19 protein-coding genes, 2 tRNA genes and 1 riboswitch are annotated in these 25,658 nt (G+C 67.0%); of the genes, 10 read left to right on the plus strand and 11 right to left on the minus strand.

Annotated features, from left to right (window positions below):
- Positions 1-512: 512 nt before the first annotated feature.
- Complete coding sequence (locus ASC87_RS00005) at positions 513-2,492, minus strand: 3'-5' exonuclease (RefSeq protein ID WP_056654791.1); 1,980 nt, start codon at positions 2,490-2,492, stop codon at positions 513-515.
- Positions 2,493-2,845: 353 nt separating this feature from the next.
- On the opposite strand from ASC87_RS00005, the gene ASC87_RS00010 reads away from it, so the two are divergent.
- On the plus strand, positions 2,846-4,276 hold the full coding sequence (locus tag ASC87_RS00010) for an NAD-dependent succinate-semialdehyde dehydrogenase (protein WP_056654793.1): 1,431 nt from the start codon (positions 2,846-2,848) through the stop codon (positions 4,274-4,276).
- Here the strand turns inward: ASC87_RS00010 and ASC87_RS00015 are convergent.
- Entirely contained in the window at positions 4,263-5,096 is an 834-nt protein-coding gene (locus tag ASC87_RS00015) for an alpha/beta hydrolase (RefSeq protein WP_056654795.1), read from the minus strand. The two genes, ASC87_RS00010 and ASC87_RS00015, sit on opposite strands and share 14 nt — an antisense overlap.
- A 136-nt stretch (positions 5,097-5,232) precedes the next feature.
- Here ASC87_RS00015 and ASC87_RS00020 point away from each other — a divergent pair, with 136 nt between their 5' ends.
- The gene (locus tag ASC87_RS00020) at positions 5,233-6,219 is read left to right on the plus strand and encodes a LysR family transcriptional regulator (protein ID WP_056654798.1); all 987 of its coding nucleotides are present in this window, start codon (positions 5,233-5,235) and stop codon (positions 6,217-6,219) included.
- A 112-nt stretch (positions 6,220-6,331) separates the two neighbouring features.
- The gene (locus tag ASC87_RS31420) at positions 6,332-6,490 is read left to right on the plus strand and encodes a hypothetical protein (RefSeq protein ID WP_157603749.1); all 159 of its coding nucleotides are present in this window, start codon (positions 6,332-6,334) and stop codon (positions 6,488-6,490) included.
- 45 nt (positions 6,491-6,535) lie between these two features.
- Here the strand turns inward: ASC87_RS31420 and ASC87_RS00025 are convergent, their stop codons facing one another.
- The 3 genes from ASC87_RS00025 to ASC87_RS33570 form a co-directional block, all read right to left on the minus strand.
- On the minus strand, positions 6,536-7,507 hold the full coding sequence (locus tag ASC87_RS00025) for a hypothetical protein (protein WP_056654800.1): 972 nt from the start codon (positions 7,505-7,507) through the stop codon (positions 6,536-6,538).
- Between the two features lie 99 nt (positions 7,508-7,606).
- Positions 7,607-7,960, minus strand: coding sequence for a hypothetical protein (locus tag ASC87_RS00030; protein WP_056654802.1), 354 nt, complete (start codon positions 7,958-7,960; stop codon positions 7,607-7,609).
- Between the two features lie 204 nt (positions 7,961-8,164).
- Positions 8,165-9,748, minus strand: coding sequence for a methyl-accepting chemotaxis protein (locus ASC87_RS33570; RefSeq protein WP_056654805.1), 1,584 nt, complete (start codon positions 9,746-9,748; stop codon positions 8,165-8,167).
- A gap of 310 nt (positions 9,749-10,058) precedes the next feature.
- Between ASC87_RS33570 and ASC87_RS00040 the strand changes: the two genes are divergently transcribed.
- Positions 10,059-10,604: a hypothetical protein gene (locus tag ASC87_RS00040; RefSeq protein ID WP_056654807.1), complete on the plus strand. Its 546-nt coding sequence runs from the start codon at positions 10,059-10,061 to the stop codon at positions 10,602-10,604.
- A gap of 27 nt (positions 10,605-10,631) precedes the next feature.
- Here the strand turns inward: ASC87_RS00040 and ASC87_RS00045 are convergent, their stop codons facing one another.
- A complete protein-coding gene (locus tag ASC87_RS00045) occupies positions 10,632-11,210 on the minus strand; it encodes an SCO family protein (RefSeq protein ID WP_056654808.1) in 579 nt (192 codons plus the stop codon).
- Positions 11,211-11,253: 43 nt separating this feature from the next.
- The gene (locus ASC87_RS00050; RefSeq protein ID WP_056654811.1) at positions 11,254-15,156 is read right to left on the minus strand and encodes a galactose oxidase-like domain-containing protein; all 3,903 of its coding nucleotides are present in this window, start codon (positions 15,154-15,156) and stop codon (positions 11,254-11,256) included.
- 540 nt (positions 15,157-15,696) lie between these two features.
- Here ASC87_RS00050 and ASC87_RS00055 point away from each other — a divergent pair.
- Positions 15,697-16,614: a nucleoside hydrolase gene (locus tag ASC87_RS00055; protein WP_056654813.1), complete on the plus strand. Its 918-nt coding sequence runs from the start codon at positions 15,697-15,699 to the stop codon at positions 16,612-16,614.
- A gap of 114 nt (positions 16,615-16,728) precedes the next feature.
- On the opposite strand, the gene ASC87_RS00060 is transcribed toward ASC87_RS00055, so the two are convergent.
- Together ASC87_RS00060 and ASC87_RS00065 are read right to left on the minus strand one after the other, a co-directional pair.
- Positions 16,729-16,804, minus strand: a tRNA-Asn gene (locus ASC87_RS00060).
- A gap of 51 nt (positions 16,805-16,855) precedes the next feature.
- Complete coding sequence (locus tag ASC87_RS00065) at positions 16,856-19,009, minus strand: TonB-dependent siderophore receptor (RefSeq protein WP_056654815.1); 2,154 nt, start codon at positions 19,007-19,009, stop codon at positions 16,856-16,858.
- A gap of 60 nt (positions 19,010-19,069) precedes the next feature.
- A riboswitch (TPP riboswitch) is annotated at positions 19,070-19,174 on the minus strand.
- Positions 19,175-19,234: 60 nt separating this feature from the next.
- Here ASC87_RS00065 and ASC87_RS00070 point away from each other — a divergent pair.
- Positions 19,235-19,316 (plus strand) — tRNA-Leu (locus ASC87_RS00070).
- A gap of 158 nt (positions 19,317-19,474) precedes the next feature.
- Positions 19,475-20,464: a site-specific integrase gene (locus ASC87_RS00075; RefSeq protein WP_056654817.1), complete on the plus strand. Its 990-nt coding sequence runs from the start codon at positions 19,475-19,477 to the stop codon at positions 20,462-20,464.
- On the opposite strand, the gene ASC87_RS00080 is transcribed toward ASC87_RS00075, so the two are convergent.
- Positions 20,461-20,646 (minus strand): AlpA family transcriptional regulator, encoded by a 186-nt coding sequence (locus ASC87_RS00080; protein WP_056654820.1) that lies wholly within the window; start codon positions 20,644-20,646, stop codon positions 20,461-20,463. The two genes, ASC87_RS00075 and ASC87_RS00080, sit on opposite strands and share 4 nt — an antisense overlap.
- Entirely contained in the window at positions 20,643-21,065 is a 423-nt protein-coding gene (locus tag ASC87_RS00085) for a hypothetical protein (RefSeq protein ID WP_056654822.1), read from the minus strand. Before ASC87_RS00085 ends, ASC87_RS00080 begins: the two co-directional genes overlap by 4 nt.
- A gap of 896 nt (positions 21,066-21,961) precedes the next feature.
- Between ASC87_RS00085 and ASC87_RS00090 the strand changes: the two genes are divergently transcribed.
- From ASC87_RS00090 to ASC87_RS00100, 3 genes are all read left to right on the plus strand, one after another.
- A complete protein-coding gene (locus ASC87_RS00090) occupies positions 21,962-22,618 on the plus strand; it encodes a hypothetical protein (protein WP_056654823.1) in 657 nt (218 codons plus the stop codon).
- Between the two features lie 647 nt (positions 22,619-23,265).
- The gene (locus ASC87_RS00095; RefSeq protein WP_157603750.1) at positions 23,266-24,177 is read left to right on the plus strand and encodes a site-specific integrase; all 912 of its coding nucleotides are present in this window, start codon (positions 23,266-23,268) and stop codon (positions 24,175-24,177) included.
- Between the two features lie 28 nt (positions 24,178-24,205).
- A complete protein-coding gene (locus ASC87_RS00100) occupies positions 24,206-25,576 on the plus strand; it encodes a DUF1173 family protein (RefSeq protein WP_082568246.1) in 1,371 nt (456 codons plus the stop codon).
- The last annotated feature ends 82 nt before the right edge of the window (positions 25,577-25,658 follow it).

The raw sequence follows: 25,658 nt of genomic DNA on the forward strand, positions 1-25,658 counted from the left end.
CATGGTGGACGCCTCGCTTTCGTCAGTGGTTGCTTAGACACTTCCACTTTGGCACATCGATGCCGTTAGGGGTGGGGCGTCCATCCCATTGGCGCAGGCCGGGGTCTGCACCCTGTCCAAGCACGCCGGCCCTGGCACTTGTCTGGCCTTGCGCATCTCGCGCCACAGCGTCGGTGCTCAGTTCGAGAGTTGAGTCGTTTCGCGGTCGCTGAGGCAATCTCCCCGATGCCTGCTGGCAACGCTGCCATTCAGGTTGAATTTCCCCGGGCAGCAGTGGGCGCAGCCTTGGATCCCCACCTGTCAGCGGAAGAGGCTCCTGTTCAGCGCCTCCGTCAAGACCCCGACGACAGCGGCCCAGCGATCCCCCAAGCCAGACAACCAGGACCGCCCGGATGCTCGGCACCGGTGGAGACCCCGGCCTGCGCCGGGGCGACAGGTTGTTTTTCCCCCGGACAGCAGTGGGCCTTCGCCGACACGCCTGGGACGCATGGCGCAACACTCCGGCCCATTCGTCACTGCGCCGCTGCCGGCACTTTCCACCCCGTGTCGGCGACGAAGCGGCTGGGCGCTTGTGCATGCACCAGCAGTGTCAGGCGTTCACGGGCGCGGGTGATGGCCACGTAGAACAGGTTGCGTTCCTCGTCGAACGGGGTGTCGCGGTCGGGGAAGGTGTCTTGCCGCAGGTGGGGGATCAGCACGTGTTCGAATTCGAGGCCCTTCGTGGCTTCGACCTGGGCAATCACGAGGCAATCGGCCTGGCGGCGTTCGCGCTGCAGCCGTTCGGCCTGGTTCAGGCTCTGGAAAAATGCGGCAGCCGACGCATGTCCTTCGGCCGAGCGCAGCAGGCCCGCGAGATTGGCTTCCACGGCGCGCAGCGGGCCCACGCCCACGAGCACGCGCGCTGCCAGTTCGCGAGGTTGCAGCGCCTGCAGCAGTGCTGGCAGCACCCCCGGGCCGGTGTGGCCGCGGGCCACGGCCACGGCGGCCTCGAGCCGCCGGCGGACTTCCGGCGCCGCGTTGCGAAGCACCTGGTTCTCGAAGAACATGGGCAGGATGGACGGGTCGTCGGTGACGGCGCGCACGGCGCGGGCCATCAGCGCGGGGGCGTCTTCCTGCTCGTGGTCGCGCACGGTGATGGTCACGTCGCCGAAGAACACGAAGGCCTCGACGATGCGGCGCCGGGTGTCGGGGTCATCGATGCTGGAGAAGTCGCCCGTGGCCACGGCCAGCAGCCCGCGCACCAGCAGCACTTCCGGGCGCATCAGGTAGCTGTCGAAACCGGCGGTGATGTAGGGCAGGCCGGCGTTCAGCAGGGCGTTCTCGAGCGCCACCGACTGGTACCCGTGCCGCAGCAGCACCGCGAACTGTGCCATCCTGTGGCGCCGGTTTTCCGCGCGCCACGCCTGGGCGGCGGCCACGATGGTTTCCTCGCACAGGCCGGCCCGGTCGTAGGGCACCACCGCCACGGCGGTGTCGGCCTCGGCGTTGGAGGCATATGGCTTGCCGGCCAGGCGCGACGCCCCCTGCGCCAGGCGCCGCCCGAAACGGTACGAGGCCGTGAGCGGGCAGCGGCGTACCTTGCGGCGGCCCGCATCTTCGAGGGCGGTGCCCATGAATCGGGCATCGGCACCGGCCACCTTGTGGATCACCTGGTCGCGGTCGCCCGCGCCGCAGAAGAATGCCTCGCGGTTGGTGTCGAGGATGCGGTCGAGGATGACGTACATGGCCTGGTTCATGTCGTGCATTTCGTCGAGCACCAGCGTGCGGATGCCGACGGGCCAGCCGGGGGCATTGCGCTCGAGGTTGCCGGACCAGATCAGCTGGGCCAGGTCGTAGGTGGCGTCGCCGGGGCCGCGGAAGAGCGGGTGGTCGACCGACCCCCGGCAGCGCTGGCGTTCGTACACGCGGAAGGCCTTCAGCAGCGCGTAGTTGCGGCCGAGGGCGTCGGCCGAATCGGGTGTGATGCCACCTTCCTCGAGTTCGACGTCGAGCTGCAGGGTGCCCTTCAGGTGCAGCGACTGCTGCAGGAATTCCTCGATCATCGCGTCGCCCGCGGCGGGGAACAGCAGGTGGTCGGGGTGGCGTTCCTCGGGGTTGTCTTCCACGTGCTGCAAGGCGGCCAGCACGTGGGGCCGCAAGGCCTGCGGCGTGAGCAGCATGTCCGGTGCACCCCCCTCGATGCGCTTCAACACACTGGTGGCGAACTGCTCGAACGTGCCGATGCGAAAGCGCCGTGCGGTGTCATGCGGCACGCCCAGCTTCTTCAATGCGGCCCGCAAGGCATCGCAGGCCGGCTCGGTGTAGGTGAGGGCGATGATCTTTTCGGGCGGGATGCCCCATTGCGCGGATTCCGCCATGCGCAACGCCAGCGTGGTGGTCTTGGCTGCGCCGGCGTTGGCCTCCACGACGATGTATTTGTCGGTGGCGGTCTGGATGGCGACCTGCTCGGCGGTGGGCCGGAGGGTGTCGGGGGTGAAGCGGGGACCGGTCACGGGCTGGGGCGGCGAAAGAGGTGGAGACCGATTGTCATGCGAGTTGGGGTGGGGCCCCTGCGAAATGGAGGGCGAAACCCCGTCATTTCGGGGATTCGGCGGCAGGCAGTTCTCCGTACACTGGGAACCTTCAAGGCGACAAACCGGCTGCATCACTGGGCAGAACTCGGAACCCGTACCCGACGCCGAAACCCGTTGCCGCACTGCGTGCGGACCCCGGATCAGCAAGGGCCACCTCGGTGGCCCTTCGCTATTTCGGAATGAAAAACGGGTGTCCGGCACCGCGGTGCGGAATGGGTCAGAATCCACGATTCCGCCCTCCCATTCCCCCCGTCCCTGTCCCCGGAGCCGCCATGTCGTATCCCCCGCTGTCTCTCTACATCAACGGCAAGTTTCTCTCGGGTGAGGGCCGCAAGACCCAGGACGTGTTCAACCCCGCCACCCAGCAGGTGATCGGTTCGTTGCCGCATGCGTCAAAGGCCGACCTCGACCTCGCCCTCGCGTCCGCGCAGAAGGCCTTCGAAACCTGGCGCAAGTCGTCGCCAACCGAGCGTTCCAACATCTTGCGCAAGGTGGCCGCGCTCTGTCGCGAGCGCGCCGAGGCCATCGCCCGCAACATCACGCTCGACCAGGGCAAGCCGCTGGGCGAAGCCCTGGCCGAGGTGCGCTCGTGCGCCGAGCATGCCGAATGGCACGCGGAAGAAGCGCGCCGCATCTATGGCCGCGTGATCCCGCCGCGCCAGGCGAACGTGCGCCAGCTCGTGCTGCGCGAGCCGGTGGGTGTGTGCGCCGCGTTCACGCCGTGGAACTTCCCGTTCAACCAGGCCATCCGCAAGATGGTGGCGGCCATCGGCGCAGGTTGCACGCTCATCCTCAAGGGCCCGGAAGATTCCCCCAGCGCAGTGGTGGCGCTGGCTCAGCTGTTCCAGGATGCGGGCTTGCCTCCGGGTGTGCTGAACATCGTGTGGGGTGTGCCGTCTGAAGTCTCCACGTACCTGATCGAATCGCCCATCGTGCGCAAGATCTCGTTCACGGGTTCGGTGGCGGTGGGCAAGCACCTGTCGTCGCTCGCCGGCCTGCACATGAAACGGGTCACGATGGAACTGGGCGGCCATTCGCCGGTGCTGGTGTTCGACGATGCCGACATCGAACCGGCCGCCGAGATGCTCGCCCGCACGAAGCTGCGCAATGCGGGCCAGGTGTGCGTGTCGCCCACGCGGTTTTTCGTTCAGGAGAAGGCCTATGACCGTTTCCTCGCGAAGTTCCTCGACGTGATCAAGGGGGTCAAGGTGGGCGACGGCCTGGCCGACGGCACGCAGATGGGCCCGCTTGCCCACGACCGCCGCGTCACCGCGATGCAATCGTTCGTGGACGACGCCAACCGCCGGGGCGCCAAGGTGCTCACCGGGGGTGAACGCATCGGCACCGTGGGCAGCTTCTTCGCACCCACCGTGGTCACCGAGCTCGGCGACGATTCCATGCTGATGACCGAAGAGCCCTTCGGCCCCATCGCGCCGGTGGTGCGCTTCAAGGACCTGGACGAAGGCCTGCGCCGTGCCAACAGCCTGCCGTTCGGGCTGGCGTCGTTTGCGTTCACCAACTCGCTGAAGACGGCCAAGGCCGTGGCCAGCGGGCTGGAGGCCGGCATGGTCAGCATCAACCATTTCGGCATTGCCTTGTCCGAGACGCCGTTCGGCGGCATCAAGGACAGCGGCATCGGCAGCGAAGGCGGGACGGAAACCTTCGACGGTTACCTCACCACCAAGTTCGTCACCGAGTTGTGACGGCCTGCGTGACGGGTGCCGCCAGGAACTGGCGCACCTGCGACTGCAGCGTGTCGGGCCACGCGCCGCCGTTGCGGCGCGGGTCGGCCGCCACCTCCAGTTCGTCGGCCTGCACGCCGGCGCCGGTCAGCCGGGCGGCGTAGCGGCGTGCGTCGTCGTGCAGCGGGCTGCCGATGAACGACACCAGCAGCGCCGGCGGCATGCCAGCCAGGCGCACGGCGGCCGCCGGTGCGGCATACGGGTGGCTGATGTCGGCGGGGCACGACAGGTACTGCTGCCAGCCGCAGGCCAGCGGGCAGCCGCCCACGCCGATGGATGCGTCGCGCAACGAGGCCGACGCCATGCACGGGTCGAGCACGGGCGCCACCAGCACCTGGCCCTGCACCGCCTCGGGGTCGCGATCGCGGGCCATCATGGCCACGGCGGCGGCCAGGTTGCCCCCGGCTTCCTCCCCGGCCACGAACAGCGGGGTGTCGGCGCCATGGCGGCGGCCCCGCTGGCCCTTCAGCCAGTCGAGGGCGGCATAACCAATCTCGATGGCCTCGGGAAACGGGTGGGCGGGTGCCAGCGGGTAGTCGATGGAGGTCACGAAGGCCCCGGCCGCGGCAAGCAGCCGGGCCACGGCCCCGCCGTCGTCGAGCGAGCCGTTGGTGAACGTGCCGCCGTGGAAGTGCAGCACCAGCGGCCTGGCCAGCTTGCGGTCCGTGGGGCCATACAGGCGCACGGCCGTGGGCCGGCCGGCAAACACCTCGATGCTGTCCGAAGGGGACTGGATCGGGAGGGTGCCTTGGGCGGTGGTCGAAAGCGCGGGTTCTGTCATGCGGTGTCCTGCGGCAAATATCAGTGCGTTGGATGGAAGATACCGCGTGCTGGCGGTGCGGGAAAGGGCCTTCCCGCTCATGCTGTATTCCATCACCGCAATAATCCGCTGGAACCGAAGGGCGAGGAGAGGGGTGATGGACAAGTTTCAGGCGATGCAGGCCTTCCTTCGGGTGGTCGAATCGGGCACGTTCGTGAAGGCCGCGGAGTCGATGCAGCTGCCCAAGCCCACCGTGACCCGGCTGATCCAGTCACTGGAAGAGCACCTGTCGGTCAAGCTGCTGAACCGCACCACGCGGCGGGTCAGTGTCACGTCCGAAGGTGCGGCCTACTACGACCGCGCCAGCCGCCTGCTGGGCGAACTCGATGAACTCGAATCGAGCGTGGTGGCCTCCCGCAGCGCGCCCAAGGGGCGGCTGAAGATCGACATGCCGGGTGCGCTGGGTATCGGTGTCATCGTCCCGGCGCTGGGCTCGTTCCGCGCCAGATACCCCGACATCGACCTCGAGATCGGCATCGGTGACCGGCCGGTGGACCTGATCGGTGACAACGTGGACTGCGTGGTGCGGGGCGGCGAGTTGCGCGACCAGTCGCTGATTGCCCGCCGCGTGGGCGACGTGCACATGGTGACCTGCGCCAGCCCCGGCTACCTGCAGGTCCACGGCGTGCCCAGCCACCCGAAGGACCTTGAGGCCACCCACACGCTGATCCGCCACTCGGTGCAGCCCACCGGCCGCCTGCTGCCGTTCCGCCTCGCGAAGGACCACGAGACGGTGGACGCCGAAGGGCACCGCATCATCGCCGTGAACGACACCAATGCGAGCGTGGCGGCGGCGGCGGCCGGGCTGGGCATCGTGTGCGCGCCATCGATCCTCGTGCAGGCCCAGATCGGCAGTGGGGCGCTGGTGCTGGTGCTGCCTGAGTGGGATGCCCCGTTGATCCCGATTCACGTCGTGTACCCGCCCAACCGCCATCTGAGCGCCAAGGTGCGGGTGTTCGTGGATTGGGTGGTGGAACTGTTCAGCGCACACGACCTGTTGCAGCGCAAGAGCACATTGCCCGATCGGCCCGCCCCGGTGGCCGGGCTGCCGGCTGTCCGCCCGCGGGCCGAAGCGGTCGACTGAGAGGCTGAGAGGCTGAGAAGAGGCCGGAACACGGCTTTGTTGTCAAAGACGGAACAACGTGTTCCGCCAGGACGGATTTATCCCGAGGGCAATCGTCCCTACAGTCCGTGTCATGAAAACGTTCGTTGAAATTGCCATGAGCGCCGCGATGCTCGCGCTCTGGGCCCTGGCCGTGATGGTCACGGTCGAATCCACCGCGCAACCCGTGCGGGGGGGCGCCGCCAATCCGGCGGTGGTGGCGTCGACCTCGGCGCCCGCCGTGTCCCGTTGAACCCTCGGCGCGGCGGCCCCTGAGGCCGTTGTGCCACCCTGGCGCTCAGGCGATGGGGCGTTCGCTGGTAGCGCCGCTGAGTTGGTCGTGCAGTTCCTGCACCGCCTTCGCGTCCAGGTCGATGGCCCCCTGTCCCAAGGTTTCCAGCCAACGGCATGCCGCGTGGGCGCCGGCCTCGGCCTCGTAGGCCGCCACCCAGGCCTGCCGGGCTGGCAGGTGTTCCCCGGAGACGGGCCACACGCCGGGGCGAGGGCGCAGGTGCCGCTCGATGCCGATGCGCCAGGGCTTGGCGCTCACGCGGGCGCGGAAACAATGCTGGTTCAGGCACATGACTCGGTAGGTGGGGTCCACCTTCACCGCGTCGAAGAAGGACGCCACGGCGGCGTCGTCCGGTTTGAAGCGCTGGTGCAGCGCAATGGCGCGCAGGCCGGCTGGCGTGCGGTACACGGCCAGCTTCCACAGCGGGTGCGCCGCCATGAAGGTGGCGATGCGTTCGCGGGCGAGTGCCTCGGGCTGCGGGCTGGCGGCCGTGCGGTGCGCGGCCCGACGGCGTGCCGCGAAGGCCAAGCCGGCCAGCACGGCGGCGGCCACCGCGCCCAGCACCGTGGATTCGATGAGCCACCACGCGCCCACGGCCGCGGCCACGAGCAGCATCCACGCCCAACCGGTGCCGGCGGGTGAGGCGGTGTCGAAGTCGATGTCGGCGAACAGCACGTCGGGGGTGTTCAGGCAGCGCGCGCCATAGGCATTCCGCGTGATCACCGACGTGCCATGCCGTTCCACGATCTCTTCGCGGATGGGCACGCCGTGCGCGCCGTTGTACGCCTTTTTCGGTTCGCGCCGTGGCAGCGCTTCACCGGCGATCAGCCGGGCCAGCGCATCTCGAACCCGTTCGTCGGCGTGTGCCTGGGCTTCGACCTGGCCGGTGTCGGACCAACCCCAACGGCGCACGGTGATCTGGCGGTTCTTCTCACGGTGCTGGCTGCGGCTTTCTGCCCAGTAGGCGGGAACGATCATGAACGGCCCGAGGTGGAGGTGACGAGGGTCCGCATCCTGACACACCGGTGCCGCGTGCTGTCCTGTTTGCCTGCCGGGGCGATGCGGTGTGTGACGTATTCAACGGTTGGCGTCGCGGTGGTGCCAGTACAACCAGGCGAGGCCCAGCGGCGCGATCACGGGCGCGAAGAGCCAGCAGCCGCCCATGGTGACGAACTTCGTGAACAGCAGCACCGTGGCGCTGGTCAAGAACGCGTTGCGCCCAACGACGTAGCCGACCACACCTTCATATGCGAAGCGTGCGTACGGGTACAGCACCGAGCAGGCGAGGGCGAACGCCCACACGGCCGGTGGGAAGGTGCGGCTGCCGGAGGCCATGTACAACAGGCCGGGAAAGAGCAGGCCGAAGAGAAAGTGCCGCACGTAGCTGGCGGGCGACAAGCCGCCGAAGGTCTTGGCGAGGACGGGGTGCATGGGGGCCGGCGAGTGGTTGAGACGTTGAGCATCTTCAACGGCACCCGGGCCCATGCCCCTGGCGCTGCGGGTGGCATAAGGACGCCAGGCGGAGGCCTGTTGGCGCCCTGGACCCGGTACGCCGCAGCGGTTCAACTGTGGGTGGGCACGAGGCTGATCGATCCACCTCGTTCCCGGTCGCGATGCCTTGCCTGCCTCACCCAGTCAGGGCGTCGGGTGGCCGGCGTCGAGGCGGAACGCGCGCACCGCGGTCGCCAGGCGGGACGCCTGGTCTCGCAAGCTTTCGGTGGCGGCCGCGCTTTGCTCCACCAGCGCGGCGTTCTGCTGCGTCATCTGGTCGAGCTGGGTCACTTCGCCGCCGACCTGATCGACGGCCACGCTCTGGTCGCGGCTGGAGGCATTGACCTCGCTCATCAGGCCGGAGACACGCCGGATCGACGCGACGACTTCCTGCATCGTCTGGCCGGCATCGGCCACCAGGCGCGTGCCGGATGCCACCCGCTCGGTGGAGGCGCCGATCAGCGCCTTGATCTCGCGGGCGGCATCGGCGCTGCGCTGGGCGAGGCTGCGCACTTCGCTCGCCACCACCGCGAAGCCGCGGCCCTGCTCGCCTGCGCGGGCGGCCTCCACCGCAGCGTTGAGCGCGAGGATGTTGGTCTGAAAGGCGATGCCGTCGATCACGCCGATGATGTCGCCGATGCGGCGTGAGCTGGCGGAGATGTCCGTCATGGTGGAGACCACCTGTTCGACGACCGCGCCCCCGCGCGTAGCGAGGTCCGAGGCCGACCCGGCGAGTTCGTCCGCGTGGCGGGCCGATTCGGCGTTCTGGCGCACTGTGCCCGTCAGTTGCGCCACGTTGGACGCGGTCTTCTGCAGGCTGGCGGCCTGCAATTCGGTGCGCTGGCTCAGGTCCTGGTTGCCGGACGCGATCTCGGTCGACGCGGTGGAAATGGATTCGGCGGTGTGGCGGATGTCGCCCACCAGCGTGCGCAGCCGGTCCTGCATTGCCGCCACGGCCAGCAGCAGGCGGCCCAGTTCGTCGCGGCGGCGGGTCTGGATGGTGCCGGACAGGTCCCCGGCGGCGATGCGCTCGGCGATCGCGATGGTGTCGTTCACGGGGTGCACGACGCTGCGGCTCAGCCGCATCGCCAGGATCGTGCCCACCAGCAGGGAGAACAGGCTGACGCCGGCCAGCGCGAGGGTCGCGATCTTCGCGTCGTGGCGGGCGCTCGTGTAGGCGGCGACGTTTTCGGTCGACTGGCCGGCGGCCAGCTCGGCGGCGAGGGCTCGCCACTGCTGCTCGACGGGCCGCACCTCCTTCATCAGCACGAGCGTGGCTTCCGGCGTCGCCCCGTCGGAGCCCAGCTGGGCGGCCTTGTCGATCAGCGGCAACGTCTTCTCACGCACCGCTTGCAGGCGGCCCAGCAGTTCGCGCTCGGGCCCATCGCCTGCCAGTGCCTCGGCCAGATCCTTCTCGGAAGCCAGATAGGCCTGCTGCGACTTCTTGAGCGACGCCACCTGGTCGTCGACCTCCTTGACGTCGGTCAGCAGCGTCAGCGTGCGCAGCGTGATGGCCATCTCGTTGACCTGGCCGATGATCTGGTTGGCCAATGCCATCTTGTGGTTGTTGACCTCGACGATGTCGCGCATGCGGCCGGACAGTGCCGACAGCATCGACTGGCTCGTGACCGCGACCAGCAACAAGAGCGCCAGGATGGCGGCAAAGCTGAGGGTGAAGCGACGGGTCAGCGAAGCCGACCCACCGGTGAATACAGAGGAGAGGCGCATGTGGACTGCTGGGTGAGGGTGAAACCGGCCGAGGGGTAACCTCTGTATCGGGTCTCAAGCGGCGATCCTGAAGTGTTTTCTTTCACCTGTTTTTGTGATCTCCGGCCAGCGTGGGGGGCCACACCGGCAAGGTCACCTCCGCGGGACAGGCATCAGGACGCCTGCTTGTCATCCCCGGCGCCCCCGCGGACTGGTGCCTCTGGTTGAGGACCAGGCTCGATGTGGCCGTTCTGTGTCCCTGGGGGCGTGAGATGAACGTCGCCGGCATGGCGCGTTACCGTGTAGCCCCATTTGGCTGTTGGAGATGAGATTGAGCGATGCGATCGATTGGGTGGTGGACGTCGAGACTCCCCTTGAGGAAGCCGGCGGCTTGGCGGCCAAGGTGGTCGATTGGCTGGTGTCGGAGGGCATCATCCTGCGCTCGACGCGGGAGAGCATGTGGCAGCGGGTCCCGCTCTACGAACCTGGCCCATGCGCCGAGCAGTGGTCGGTGCAGGTCATTCGGCAGGTGGACCAGTGCGGCTTGGAGGTTTGGTGCGAGCGGAAGGTGTTCCACACCGGCGACAACGGCCTGCAAGGCTTTCGCTGCCCGAAGTGTTCGGCGCAACATGAACCCGACGCGCTGCCATGGAGCGACGCCGTCGGGGCTTGGTTTGAGGCGAAGCCGGACTACATCTTGACCTGCCCCGCGTGCAACAACGGCAGCCCCATCACGGCGTGGCACTTCCTTGAGCTTGAGTGGGGCTTCGGCAACCTCGGGTTCGGCTTCAACAACTGGTCCATCACGGGACGGCTGGCCACGGCCATCGCCGACGTACTCGGGCACCGCCATCGCCTTGTGCATGAGCACATCTGAGCGTACCAAAAAAATGGACGCTGGCTTCTATCGAGGCAGCGCCAAGGTTTGGAGCTGGGTCAGTTCGGAGACGAGCCGGGCTGGGTCGGGCGGGTTGCCCGGGTAGCGTTGGATGAGGCGGCCCTCGCGGTCCGCCAACCACAGGCTGGTGGCATGGTCGTCCGGCCGGCGTGCTTCGGGCGTGGCCTTGAACAGGCGCAGTTGATCGGCCACGCGTTCGATGTCGGACGGGCGGCCGGTCACGAAGCTCCAGTGCGCCAGGTCGGCGCCCATGCGCAGGGCGAACGCCTTCAGCACCATCGGGGAATCGTTCCGGGGGTCCAGTGACACGGACACGAAGTGGACCTGGTCGCGCACCTTGGCCGCCAGACCTTGCTGCACTTCAGCGAGCACGCGTGTCTGCATCGGGCACACGGTCGAGCACCCGGTGTAGACGAAGTTGTAGAGGATCGACTTGCCCGCCAAAGCGGCGAGCCGGAACGGTCGGCCCTCCTGGTCCTGCAGCATGGCGCCTTCGAAGTTCGACGCGAACGTCGGCGTCTTGCCTGGCACCGGCATGGCGGGCAGGAGCAGCGAGGCGATCCAATGACGGCGTGTGATCATCATGCTCAGTGCTCCTGCCATGCGCTTTGGAGCGATGGCCGATGAGTCATTGACCCGGCTCATCGCCGCCGATCTGTCGCACGTAGGCGGTGAGCTGGCGCAGCTGGTCGCCTTCGACGGTGTTGCCGGCGTGTGCCTGAATGGCGGCTGCCAGGTTGGGGGCGCTGCCGTCGTGCAGGTAGGGCGCGGTGAACCACACGTCTCGCAAGGTGGGCACGTCGATGCCGTTCAGGATGGCACCGAGCCGTGCACCACTGGTGGTCTTGAGGGAGCCGATGTTCTTGAGCGCCGTCGCGTCTGCGCTGACGGTGAAGTAGGGGCCGCCATGGCAGTTGGCACAGCCGGCTGATTCGAACACCGCCTTGCCCAAGACGGCATCACCGGCCAGCAGGCCGTCGGCCCCGCGGTACGGCGAGGAGGCGAAGGGGGCATCCTCCGCGTCCAGGTAGGCCGCCAGCGCATCGAGGTCGAGGCTCCGGCCGGCCTTGCGTGTCCCCAGTGGCGGACGGCTCAGGTTGAAGTGGGCATCCGTCATCAGCCCGGTGCCGCCGGACAGGCTGCGGATCTGGCCTTCGAAGTCCTGCACCTCGTCGAAATTGGCGCTCCAATGCAGGAAGCCGTGTTTCATCCCGCCTCGGCCTTTGAGCGAGATGGTGTTGCGCAGGCCTTCGCCGAAGCCGGTCATGTCCCACACGCGGCCGTCGCCGCCCGCGTCGTTGTGGCAGCTTGCGCAGCTCATGTAGCTGTCACGCGCCAGGCGTGGGTCCCGCGCGTCGTAGAACAGTTTCTTGCCCTGCAGGACTTGTGCTGTCAGCCGGTCGATGCGCACGGTGTCGACCGTCGCCGTCGTCAACGTGCGCAGCTCACCGTTCTGCACCAGCGGGCCGAGGTCGATCACGCTGACGGTGCGGTCCATGAAGTTCTGCACGTACAGGGTGCGTCCGTCCGGTGAGACCTTGAGGCCCTGGGGGGCGCGGCCCACTTCGATCCGGAACAATTGGCCGCCTCGGAAGGCGTCGATCACGGCGACCTGCCGGCTCGTCTCGAGCGCGACGAACAGGTACACGCCGCTGGGATGGAACACGGCCGCGCTGGCGACGCTCGCGTTGTCATGGTCGATGCGGCGTGCCTGGTCCTCGGCCAGCGTGGTCAGGTCGATGCGCGAGCTGATCGCGCGGACCGTGTTCTGGAAATTCAGGTTCTGCCCGTTGCGCAGGGTGCCGCGTTGGATGTTGTCCTGCTTGCTCGGCACCCAGGCGCTCCCGCCGTCCGGCGCGATGACTGCCGCGGCCAGGTAGTTGGGAATGCCCGCGCCCTGGATTTCGGTGTCGGCCGCGTCGCTGTGGCGAAGCCTGACGGTGCGCGTCAGGGTCATCGGACCGGCGGCGACGACGACGACCTCCGCGCCGGCCGTGCTCGCATCGATCGTCGCTGTGGATTCGCCTGGCAGCGGCGGCGTGATGAAGCGGGAGACGAGCACCGTGGCGCCGTCGGCACTCACCGACACGTGCCGCGAGTGGGGGCCGACGGCCACTGCGCCCAGCGACGCGCCGCTGGTGGGATCGAGCTTGAGCAGCTGGCCGGTGGCTTCGAGCGCGACGAAGGCTCTTGCTCCGCCTGGCGCGAAGGCCAACCCGTGTGGCTGCGTGGCGCGCGGCAGCAGCACGGTCCGCACCACGGCGAGCGTGGTCGGGCTGAGGATGCTGATGCTCCCATCCCCCTTGTTGACCACCCAGACGCGGCCGTCCGAGGCCAGCGCCACGCTGCGCGGGGAGGTGCCCACCGCGATCTCCGCGACGCGGGCCTGGAGGCCCATGTCGATCACGGCCACCGAGTTGCCGTCCGGGTTGGCCACCCACAGGCGCGCCGATGCGCCTGCGCGGGTCTCCAGGGCCATGCTCGAGGACGCGTTCGGCCGGCGTGCGGTGGCCGGCGTGGCCACCGCCTGGACGATCGTGCGGCGCGAGAGCGTGCCGTCCGTGGTGCGCGCGGTCAGTGTGACCGTGTACAGGCCCGGTTGGGCGAACGCATGCTTCGTCGACGCCGTGGTGGAGAAGGGCGTGGCGGGTGTGCCATCGCCGAATTCCCAGCTGTAGCGCGTGTCAGGGGCGGCGGTGAAGGGGTACGACGCCGTGGCACCTTGGGCAATGACCGGGGCGTTGATCTTGGCGCTGAGGTCGGGCGGGGCGTAAGGCGAGGTCTGGGCCGGAGGCGGGTTCACGCCCTGGCCGACGGCAACGATGGTGCCCCGCGACGGCACGCCGTTCGCATCGATGGCCACCACCTGGTAGTAGCCCGGCGGCACCAAGGTGGCGCCCGGGATCGTCGCTGTCAAGCGGATGGTGTCTTGCGTGAAGGCCAGGGGGATGCGCCGTTGGCCCGTGTTGAACGAGTGGGTTCCGCTGCTGACGCCGATGAGCACCAGCTTCGAGACGGGTGCGGCGTTCGCCATGTCGATCTGCATCTGCGCGCCATGGGCTTGGCTCAGGCCGTTGATGCCCTGCATCACGGGCCGCGGCGCGAGTTGCGCGGCGCCATTGACGGTGCGGAACAACTGCGCCGGGTAGTACACCTCGGCGTTCAGGTTGGTCACCGGGCCGGGGTTGCCGCCGCCGGTCGTCAGCACCGTACCGTTGGGCAGCAGCACGCTGAAGCTGTGGTACCCGCGAAAAATGGCGGCGTCGGCGCCCAGGGCCCAGGTGCCCGTGGCCGGGTCCCAGATTTCGGCGGCGTAGACGGTCTTCGCGCCGTTCTCGTTGCCTTTCATGCTGCCGCCGGTGATGACCACCTTGCCGTCGGGCAGCACGACCGCGTTGGGGAAGCGGCGTGGAAAGGTCATCGCGGGTTGTTCGATGAGCAACGGGCTGCCGCTGTTCATGTCGATGACGGTGGCTTGCCTGCTCGCACGCAAGCCGTCGCCGACGTTGGTGCCGTGGCCTCCGGCGATCAGGACCTTGCCGATGTCGAACATGACCGCCGTGTTGGTGGCGCCCACGTTGGGAGGGTCGACGAGTTCGCTGTCGGGCGCCGTCTTGAAGGCACCGTGGACGGTGACCGTGCCGCTGCCGGCCGGATCAAGGGACCACATGCGCTCGGCCGACACGCCGAAGACGTGGCCGGAGGGCATCACCCAGGCGCGCGGGTATGAGGCGCGCAGATGATCGGGGCCGAACGCATCGCGGCTGTAGGCGCCGATCAGCGAGCGCCATGCGCCGTTCTCATACACTTCAGGCGTCATCGATGCCAAGCCCTGGGCCACCGCGGCGTCGGGGGACTTCTGCATGTCCTCGCGAAACGGGACCATGCCGCCCATGATGATCGGGCTGCCGTCGGGCAACGTGATCATGGTTGCGTACCACCGTTCGTCGGCCAGGTTCGCCGGTGCCGTGACGGTGGCGTTGCTCGACGGGGTGTACAAGGAACTGGTGACCTTGCCGTTGCCGCCCGTGATCAACAGCCGGCCATCGGTGAGGAACGTGGCCGTCGAGCAGAAACTATCCTGGCGGGTGCCGTCCCAACTGGTGAAGTGGGCTTTGGGCGCGAAGCCCAGCGCCGGATTCCACAGGTCGAAGTGGCGTGCGTCCTGGAACCAGCCGTCCGGTGTCGAGCCGTAGGTGAGCAGCTTGCCGCTGGGCAGCACCGTCGCGTGGATACCGTTGAGGGGCCAGCTCTGCACACCCGACCACATGCCGCGTGCGGGCGCATCGGCAGGGATGTCCAGGTTCGAAAGCAAGGGGTCGGCCGGCGCGGTCACAGTCACCCAGGTACTCGCATCGAGCGCTGATGCACGGTCGGTGGCCATGGATGGCGCCGGGGATCTCTGCTGTTCGCTGCCTTCGTCGCCCCCGCCGCAGCCGGCCACCGCGCCGAGCCAGATCGAGCAGCCGACCGCCATGCGGCGGGTGGCGCCGTGCCAATTGCCCGTGCTGTCGTTGCTTGTGGATTTCATTGGAATGCCCTGCCTGGTGGTCGAAGCGACTTCAGCGCATGCACGTCCGCAAGTACGGCCGGCGCGGGCAAACGACGGGCAGATCGTAGTGACGCCTTCGAGGGATGGCACCGCCGAGTTGGGGGGTGGAGCAAGCGACGCCGAATCGAAACCAGCGCCGATCCGGCGGTGTCCTTCCTCGTGGATCTCGCGTGGCGAAGTCGTTCGGATCGTGGGGAACCGCACCGTGTCCTGGTGTTGTTCCGTACATCACCTTGATGACCGGCTCGGGCTCATCTTGCCTTCGTCAGCCATTCCCGCTGCGGTCGACCTCGCAGTTGCCGCGAGATCTTTCAAAGCGAATTGAATGAGCATGCCCCCATCGCTATGGCAGGTCGTGGGTCAGTTTGCAGGATCCTTCTTGGGATCCCTGGCATTCCGGCATACTGGATAGAGAGGCTCTGCATGGTCGGCGTTCGACCGTCTCGCGCAGGCGCTTCAACCCCGTTGCATTCTTGGCCGAAGGCTCAGGACGTTCGCGCATCACCTCTTCAAGTGACCATGACCCAGTTGATCATTGACTGCGACCCTGGCATCGACGATGCGCTGGCCCTGATGCTGGCCGCCAGCAGCCCTGACGTCGACATCGTCGCGGTCACGACCGTGACGGGCAACCGCCCGGTCGAGATCGCTGCCGGCAATGCCCGCCGGATTCTCGACCTGAGCGGCATGGCCGGCGTGCCGGTGTATGCCGGTGCCGCGCTGCCGATCGACCGCGACCAAGCCCGCTGCAATCTGGTCCATGGTGAAGACGGGCTCGGTGGTGTCGACCTCGGCCCGGCCATGGCCATCGAGCCCGGTAGCGCTGTGCTGCGCATCGTCGAACTGTTGACGAGGCACCCCGAGCACAGCCTGACCCTCGCGGCCATCGGCCCGCTGACCAACCTGGCCTTGGCCGAGCGCACCTCACCGGGCGTGCTGCGCCGGCTCAAGCAACTGCTCATCATGGGCGGGGCACTGCATCGCCGCGGCAACATCACGCCAGCGGCCGAGTTCAATGTCTACGCCGATCCGACCGCGGCGAAGATCGTCTTGGAGGCTGGTGCGCGGATTGTTCTGTTCCCGCTCGATGTCACCGAGCAAGCAGTGATGTCGGCCGAATGGATTGGCGCGTTGTCGAATCTCGATACGGCATGTGGGCGCGCGGCCGGGTTGATGCTCCAAGCGTACGCAGCGCGCGACCCGTTGCTGCACGACGTCTGCCCCATTGCCTATCTGCTCGACCGCAGCCTGTTCCAGGTGCAACGTTGCGGGATCACGGTGGAGTGCGGGCCGGGTGCGATGGAAGGCAAAACCATCGCCACGTTCATAGGCCCCCTCGATGACGCTGATGCACAGCCGAGCATCTTGGCGGCAATGTCGGTGCGCGCGACCGCATTGCTTGATGCGGTCCACGCGGCGTTCGCCAGGCTCCCGTAGCCGGCGGAGCACTGGATATGGAACGCATTCCGAAAGCGTTCCATACTCGAGTATCGAGCGACCAAAGAAAAAGCCCTTGCATCGCTGCAAGGGCTTGATTCTTAACGCTTATTCTGGCTCCTCAACCTGGGCTCGAACCAGGGACCTACGGATTAACAGTCCGGCGCTCTACCAACTGAGCTATTGAGGAATCGAGCCTCGCAGTATAGCCTTCTTTTTCAGGTGAAGGCAAGTACTTTCATCAAAGTTCTGCAAGCATCGTGAGGCGAACCGTGCGGGCCTCCAGCGGGAAGAGGTAGACGTGGCCATACTGGTTCGGCGACTCCTTCCACGCGCGGCGGTCGAACACGTTCAGCACGCCCAGCGTCCACGTGAGCGTGGTGCCGTCCAGCCGGTGGCTGAAGCGGCCGATGACGTCGGTGCGGGTCCACGATGGCAGCTCGATCGAGTTGTCGGTCAGCACCATGCGGCGCCCCTCGTGGGTGACGTTGGTCTGCAAGTCGAGGCCCGGCACCGCGGCGACGCGGTAGCGCAGTTGCGCTTTCAGCGTGCGTTCGGGCACGTTGGTGGGCCGCATGCCGTTGAGCGTGGGGTCCGCAGCGCCCTCGTGGCGCGCCTTCAGGAACATGGCTCCCACACGACCCTGCCACGGACCGATGGCGTGGGCGATGTTGCCGTCGATGCCGCGGTGGTGGTGGATGCCGTCGAACTGGAGTTCCGTGCCGACGGGGGTGACGGGCGGGCGCTTGATGTCGAAGTACGAGAGGCCCCATTCGGTGGTCTCGTGCTGGCCCTTGGTGCCAACTTCCCACTGACGCGTCTTCGCCAGCAGCGACTGGCCCGCGTTCTCGAAGTTGTTTCCGCCGGCGTTGCCAGGCAATGCGTACGACTCGGCGCCCTTGCCCCAGCTGGCGTACGCGTGCTGGCGCGGATGCCATTCGTACGAGCCGGCGAGCCACGGCGTGGTGGTGGTGTCCTTGGAGCGGGTCGGGTCGCTGCCGTCGGTGCGGATGGATTCGCGGTTCAGGCGCGCTTGCCGCAGGCCCAGCCACGTGCTGAAGCCATGGCCCCAGTCGATGGCGTCGTTCACGAACAACTCGACGGACCGTTCGGTGCGGTCAGTGCCCTGGTTGGAGCCGATCGTCGGGTTGGCAGGCGTCACCTTCGTGCCGTCGATGTTGCCCACGCCCACGAAGTTGTTCGCCCCTTCCTGCATGTCTGCGCGCAGGCGGCTCACGAGCACGCCGCCGTTCAGTTCATGGCGCACGGCCCCCGTGTCGACACGGCCCTTCAGCGACGTCTGGCCGGCGTGCACGCGCCGGCGTTCGTTTTCGCTGCGGAAGTCGTAGACGTCGTAGTCGCCGTTGTCACCGTAGCGGTCGCAGTAGCCGGCCCCGCCGCAGTCGGAACCGAAGGGATACGCCAGCCGGTCGTTGGTCTTCAGGCGCTGCGTGCCGAGTTGCGAGACCCAGCGCCAGCCGCCGGCGAGCCGCTGGTCGAAACGCAGGGTGCCGGTGAGGCCGTCGAACTGGTTCGGCTGGCTCCACGGCTGGTTGTTCAGGTTGTCGGGCTTGCGTGCCTGGGGCAGGGTGCTGCCGGTGAGGCTGAAGCCGGGCAGGCTCTTGCCCACCTGGTGCGACCACTCGACCTCGGCCTCGAGCAGCGAGTCGGGGGTGATGCGCCAGTCGGTGGCGAGTGCCGCGAGGCTGCGTTCGACGTGGTCGTAGTGGGCGATCTCGGGCTTGGCGTTGTCGTACGCCACGTTGAGGCGGTACCCGAAGCGGTCCAGGTCACCCGCCCGGCCGCCCAGGTCCACGGCGGCACCCAGCGTGCCACGTTCACCGGTCGTGACCGAGACGTTGCGCAACGGCGCGGCCGTGGGGCGCTTGACGATGTAGTTCACCAGGCCGCCAGGGGCGCTCGTGCCGGCCTGGATGCCACTCGTGCCCTTGAGGATCTCGATGCGCTCCTTGTTCTGCAGCGAGATCACCGTCTCGGCCGAGATGGGCAGGCCCTCGCGCCGGTAGTTGTAGGTCTGGTCGAGCGTGAAGCCCCGCACGGCGATGAAGTCCCAGTAGCCGGGCGAGTTGTAGGCGTCGGTGGCGGATGCTTCGAAGACGAGGATGTCCGCCAGGCGGCGGGCCTGCGTTTCGTCGAGTTGGCCGCGAGAGATGACCGTGGCTTGCAGCGGCACCGACACGAGCGGCTTGTTCCCGAAGCCGGTGAGGCTGGTGGGTGAAATCGGTTCCTGCGCGCGCACCGTCACCGCGGGCAGTGCGGTGACGTCGGTGGTTTGGGCATGGGCCACCGAGGCGAGGGCGGTCAGGCAAGCCGTGCCGATGGCGCTGCGGCGGAAGAGGGCGGGGGCGGGGGCGGAAAAGCGTGGGTGTGCCATCGTGATGCTCGGTCGATGGCAGGTCGGCGTGGTGCAGAGGGTGGTCGAACGCTGGAGAGGCCCCTCGGCAAGACGCTTCCCTGCGCGAGGATTACCTCAATCAGGTTCAAAGGGACTCTCTCAGTCGAATGCGGCATGCCGCACACAACACCCCCAGCGAAAGCTGCGCATCAGCGCAGCACAGCGATTATTGCAGAGTGCGAATGACCGATAATCCGCCACCCTGCCCGGGTGACGAAACTGGTAGACGTAGCGGACTTAAAATCCGCGGCCGCAAGGCGTACGGGTTCGAGCCCCGTCCCGGGTACAAGTGCATTTCCGACGGTTGGTTTCCGTTTCCGCTGTACCTATGAGAATCGGCACTTCGGTGCCCACTGTTCCCACCCATTTCCGCTGTATCCTGCTTGCGCGGCCCGCGCATTTCCCGCTCGGATTCCCGCTCAACGGAATGTGTAGGGGTGGGACGTGGCCTATATCCGGAAGCAGCGCGGCAAGTGGCGTGCAGAGGTTGAACGCAAGGGCGTTCGAAAATCCAAGATCTTCGAGACAAAGGCGGCCGCCACGGCGTGGGCCGCGGTCGAGGAGGCCGAGATCATCACCACCGACGGCGCCCGCTTCCCGCCCAAGACGCTGGCCGACACGCTCGACCGGTACGCCCAGGAGGCCAGCCCGCGGAAGAAGACCGAGGCGGCCGAGATCAAGCGCATCGCGCGCATCAAGCGCGACTTCCCCGACCTGGTAGCGCTGCTGGTCAGCGAGGTGCGCACGCCCGACCTAGTGGCGTGGCGCGACAAGATGCTGAAGACGGTCAGCCCGGGCGGCGTGCGGCGCGAGGCGAACATGCTGCGCAACGTCTTCACGGTTGCCCGAGACGAGTGGCACTGGTGCGGCGAATCGCCCTTCAAGGGCTTCAAGGTTCCGGACGACAACCCGGCTCGCACGCGGCGCGTGAATCCGTCCGAGGTGAAGCTGATCTGCAGGTGGCTGGGCTACCGGACCGGCGTGGTGGACGGCAAGCAGCAACAGGTGGCGCTGGCGTTCCTGATCGGCTTGCGCACTGGCATGCGGCTGGGGGAGATACTGAGCCTGACCGATGACCGCGTCGACCTCGTGAAGCGGGTGGCCAGGGTGCCGCACAAGACGCAGCACATTACCGGCCAATTGCGCTCGGTGCCGCTCACTCGGGCCGGTGCGCGCCTGCTGAAGGCCAGAGCGGGCCGGGGCGCGTTCTTTGACGTTACCGCGGCCTCGCTCGACGCCCTGTTTCGGAAGTGCACGAAGCGGCTGCTGATCGATGACCTGCACTTCCACGACAGCCGGGCCGAGGCGCTGACCCGGCTGGCCCGCCGGGTGGACGTCATGACGCTCGCGCGCATCAGTGGCCACAAGGACCTGCAGATGTTGCTGAACGTCTACTACCGTGAGTCCTCGGAGGACATCGCAGCTCGGATCTAGGCTGGTTGCTGCTGCTTCTCCATCCACTCGCGGATGTCGGCCTCAGCCCAGCGCTTCATTTTGCGGCTGAGCGCTAGGCGTGGCTTCGGGAAGTCAGGCCGCTTGGTCAGGCGGTCGGTCACGTACTCGCGAGTCATACCCAGCATCACGGCGATTTGTGCGGTGTCGAGCATGGCGGTCATGGTGCGACTCTCCTGAATTTCACGACCCGCAGCCAGGGGTTTGCATCCCAGTTGCCGGGCCCGTTGATCTGCTTCCAGAGCCAGCGGTAGGGTTCGCCCGGCGTAGCGTGGTAGCCGTAGCCTGGGATGGCCCCGGGGCCGCCTGGCGTGCCCTCGGCGATGCAGTCGGCCTCGCTGATCGCCTGCGGCCGCTCGATGCGGACTTCGGTCACCTCCAGGGCGATGCGCCTGGCCCAGCGGGGCATGCGGATGCTCGGGCGCCAAGTCGTGGACGACTTGGTCGATCCGGCGCGGCGTGGCGTCGACCGGCGGTCTGCCGTGCTCGAAGATGCTGGGGCAGGGGATTGACCCTCGATGCATTCGGCCGCGGTGCGGTACGGCTTCAGCCCCGGCTCGATCTTTCGTTCGATGGCCTTCACTGTCAGTCCGGTGGCCGCCGCAGCGACAGCGGGTCGCACGTATCGACCAAGGGGCGAACGGACTACGAGGTCGTCGTCCGCGATGTGGCCTCCGTGATGGTACGGGCCGGCATGAGGTGGCCCACTCGGCGCGCGTGGGCCGCCGGGAATGCGGCGCGAGTTTGGCCGCTGTGAGTAGTCCTCCTGTGGCTGGGAGGACGGCAGCTGGTCCATGGTGACCTCCGATGTCTGTGCTGAGGTGCCGAACGGCCGTTCACGAGGGCTGCCGAAAGGTTGGCAGCGCACTGAGCGCGTCCGCAGGGGTGAATTGAACGGGCGGCGACACCGCCATCGCGACGCACGGGGAAGTTGGGTGCGCCGGGAAGGGCTCAGCGGTGCGCTGTTGCTGGATTCACGCTTGGGACTCTAGGGCCCCAAGGCCTGCCGGTGCGAAGCATCCGGCACCTCATCGGAGGTCAATGCTTGTGCGGGTCACGACCGCTAACGGCTGCGATGTTGAGGCAGCACCCATCGACTTCGCATCGAGACGGGACGTGAGTCTCGATGCGCGTCGGAGCAATTTAAGCGCAAGCCCCCACGGCACGTCAAGTGCGCTTCAAGGAGATCTGCGTTGGGAGCCAGCCACAACCGTCGGTGGCTTGCTGGACGCGGCCAGGCATGACGCGTTCGAAGTTCGACTTTCCGGGTGTTCGCCGCTTGTTGATAAGCGCAAATATCAGCATGCCAAGTTCTCGGTGCCAAGGTGCACGGGATTCAGGGGTGGACCGGATAGCGCACCCGTGCCGACACTGGGGACCGCAGAAAGGCGATCGCTCAGAAGGCATGGGTCACACGGACCGGTGCTTGTGCAAAGAACGCTGGCGATCGAATCTGTTACGAATCCATGGGGTCGAAGAATGAACGACTTGAGCAGGTTGGAGAAGGCCGGCGTCGAAGCTCTCCAGCGACTCTATGGCGAAGCTGCCAGTGGCGAGATGGACTCCGGCGGCGTGTGCGCAAGGCTACTGCTGGGGCTCTACAACGGCGACCGGTTTCCGTTCGACCTTACCGATTTGCGGATGTTGCCTGTCGGGCTCTTCGAGGATGCAATGGCGCTCATTCGCATGGATGCGAGGCTCACGCGCCAGGAGGTCCACAACTACTTTGCGAACGGCGGGCGAAAGTTCGAGGACCTGGCCGCGGACTATCGCGTTGCCGACATCGCACGCCTGAAGTCTGGCAGTGACTGCTGGCCGCTCCCGCGCCCGCGCGCCACGCGCGGCACCCTGTGCCACGAAGACCGTGTCCAGGCCAAGCTTGTGACCTGTGGTGATGCCCCAGGCTACCGGGATGTGACGCTCACCCTCGACTGTGAGCTCGTCGGTGACTACCGCGAGCCGGTGGGACCTGTGCGGCTTGAGATCAACCTCGGCGCCGACGACAGCGTCAGCGTGATGCAGCACGTCAGGCGCGCGCATGCGTTCGCCTGGCGCCACGGCAATCGGGCGCCGCTGGATGCTGGGGCCGGCGAGAGGCGCCCATCTTGGCTCGATGCACTGCCGACCGAGTCCTGAACTGCAAACAAACAGCGACGCCGTTCATTGAGGCCTGTGCGGGTCTCTCGGTCGGACACCTGCCACCATAGCCAACCTTTTGAACGATCCACGGGGCCGCAGGCTCGGCGCCGCGCACTGCGCGTTCACGCGCGCTTGTCCAGGCGCTTCCGCTGGAATCGTCGGAACGCTACCTGCAGATCGAAGGCTGCGTGAGCGGCTGCCTTGATGTCACCGCTACCACTTGCTCGGGCCAGTAGGGAAGGGTGGGCCACGACTGCTACCGCCGACGGGGTGTCGGACCGTCGTGAGACGGGATCGGCGTTGCGCCGGATGCGGGTCCGAGTATGCATAGCGGCGGCCGTTTGCGTAAAGCTGCCACCGCGGCTGTCGCATGCGCATATGCGCGTCTCGCGCCGATGTGTTCAAGCCCCTCGCCTGAAGTTGTTGCCGCAACGCTCCGCTGCTTCGGTCCAGGTGGTCCCCGATTGGAGTCGGCTTTTCCGTTGGTTTTGGGCGCGTCAGTGGCATCCCAATAGATCTTCATTCGGCCTCGTGCATCTGGTAGCGCAGAGGCCAGAAGGGAGGACCGACATGGAAGGACGAACCTTCTCGATGCACATGGATGCCGATGGTCTCGACCTGGTCGCCGACGAGTGGAGGGCGTCATGAAGGAGCGGACGCGGGAGCGTGCGGTTTCGATGCTGTCTGCGCTGCTCGAGCACGGCCAGACGTACCGAGAGGTCGGCTGCGCGCACGGCATCGGTCACTCGACGGTTGAGCGGCAGGTGAAGGCGCTGCTGTGGCAGCTTGCACGTACCGCACCGATCGCAGGCGTGCCCGATGTCGACATCGCTTCGCTCAGCCAGTTGCGACAGCATGCCGGCGTCGTGATGGACGCGGTGCGATCCGCCAACCTGGAGAATGATGGCGACCCACTGGCGGACCTCGACGAAGCCGAACTGCTCGCGGGGGTCCGTCGGATCAGACGCCTGAGCGAGAACGCCAATCGCGACGTTGCGTTGCTCCTGACGCTGCTGTGCACCGGCGCGAAGCCGCTGGAGATCGCGCGGCTCCAGGTACAGGACTACCTCTGCGCCGACGGTACGGTGCGGCGCGAAAGCCGGTTGCAGGGCGGCGCCGCGACCAGGGGTAGGGAACGGGCAATCTACTTCGACTCTGAGCGTACGTGCGACGCGATCGATGCGTACCTCGAGGAACGGCTGCGCCGCAGCATCGCCGTGTCGCTCACCGCGGCTTTCCGTGGATTGGATCCACCCAGCGCGCTCTTCCTGACCGAGAACGGCAAACCCTTTCGGATCAGGGCACGCAGCCCTGACGATCCCCGGCCGACCTGCCCAGTGCTGCTTGCCACCTTTGCGGGAGTTTTCAGGCGCGCGGGATGGCGAGGTGTCAACACACAACACGTTCGTCGGTTGTTCGCCCAGCGCGTGGCAGGCAAGGGTGCGGACAAGCAGCAGCTTGGCGAACTGCTCGGGCTCACCAGCGAGCGCTCGGTGAAGCGCCTGCTCGAGCGCCGCCAACGTCCGCTGCTGGACCTCGTCAAGGACCTGGTCTGACCCCTGCTGGTTGCCAGAAGGAGATGAAATGGAAACCAGGTACTTCGTTCGAGGACGCGTCTTCACGGCGGGCGACGGGCAACTGCAAGCAGCACTCGCGCGAATCTACGAGTCCTCCGAGCGGCCCAGATGCCTGTGCGTGCAGGGCGGCGTGGAGATGTACATCGCGCGCCATGCCGAGTTCGTGATCAAGCGGATGCCTGGCACGGGGCACCAGCACCATGCGACATGTCCGTCCTTCGAGCCCGAGGCAAGCGAGTCCGGCCTCGGTGAACTGCTCGGAGAGGCGATCGTCGAACACGCGCCGGAGCAGGTGGAGATCCGGACCGCGTTCCCGCTCGCGAGGGTCGCGGGCAAGCCGATGCCGAAGGGCGAAACAGTGGACGATCCCGTCGTCGTCAATGCGCCGCGCAAGCGCATGAGCCTTCGCGCGGTGCTGCACTTTCTGTACGACCGGGCAGGCTTCAACCGGTGGTATCCCGCTATGGAAGGCAGGCGATCGCAAGCCGTCATCCAGCGCTACCTGACCGCTGCGGCCAAGGGCGTCACCCTCAAGGGCGGCACGCTGGAGGAGAGGCTGTACGTGCCCGAGCAGTTTCGGTCAGCGGAAGCGGACGAGATCGGGCAGCGCCGGCGACGCAAGCTTGCGATGCTGATGTCGCCCGAGTCCGACGTCTCGTTCAAGATGGCCATCGTCGTCGGACAGCTCAACGGCGTCGAAGCCACTGCCTACGGGCAACGCCTGGCGATCAAGCACATGCCGGATGTGCCGCTCTACATCGACACCAAGGCCTGGGAGAAGGCGGAGCGCGGCTACAAAGCGATCCTGCAGGCGGTGGACGCGGATGTTGAACGCAAGCCGAGGATCGTCTTGGCGGCGCTGATCTATGCGAAGCGCGAGCACCTGTACCAGATCGACTCGCTGACCATGATGCTGGTCACCGACCAGTGGATTCCACTGGATGGGCTGTATGAACTGCCCTTGATCGAAGCCTTGCAGCAGCAGGGACGGTCCTTTTTCAAGCCGCTGAAGTTCGATGCCAAGACGGCAGCGGGCTTCCCGAACGTTCTGTTGCTCGATGCCGGCGCCCATCCTGTGCCCATGCACGTGGTGAGTCCGTTCGCGGACGTGAAGGATCGTGCCGTCAAGGACAAGGCCATCAAGGCGAGCGCGCATCGGCCGTGGATCTGGGAGACGGACAAGCCGCTTCCTGAGTTTCCTCCACGGGGCATGTTTGGCCGGAACAGCGCCCGATTCGACCCGCCGCGCAGGAGCAGCCAGGAATCGGTTGCAGAGGCTCCGGACGGTCGTGGATCGACTGTGATCCACTCCAACGCCGCCACGGCCGATGAGGCTTCGGTTGCGACCGAGGGCGGAGATCAGGAGGGCGCATGTTGAGGTCCGGACTTCGGAATCTCGGCTCGCGATTTCGCCCAAAGGTGGCGTCGCTGTTTTTCCCTCTGTCACGAGAGGATCACCA

The organism is Rhizobacter sp. Root1221 (assembly GCF_001425785.1).
Taxonomy (GTDB): domain Bacteria; phylum Pseudomonadota; class Gammaproteobacteria; order Burkholderiales; family Burkholderiaceae_C; genus Rhizobacter.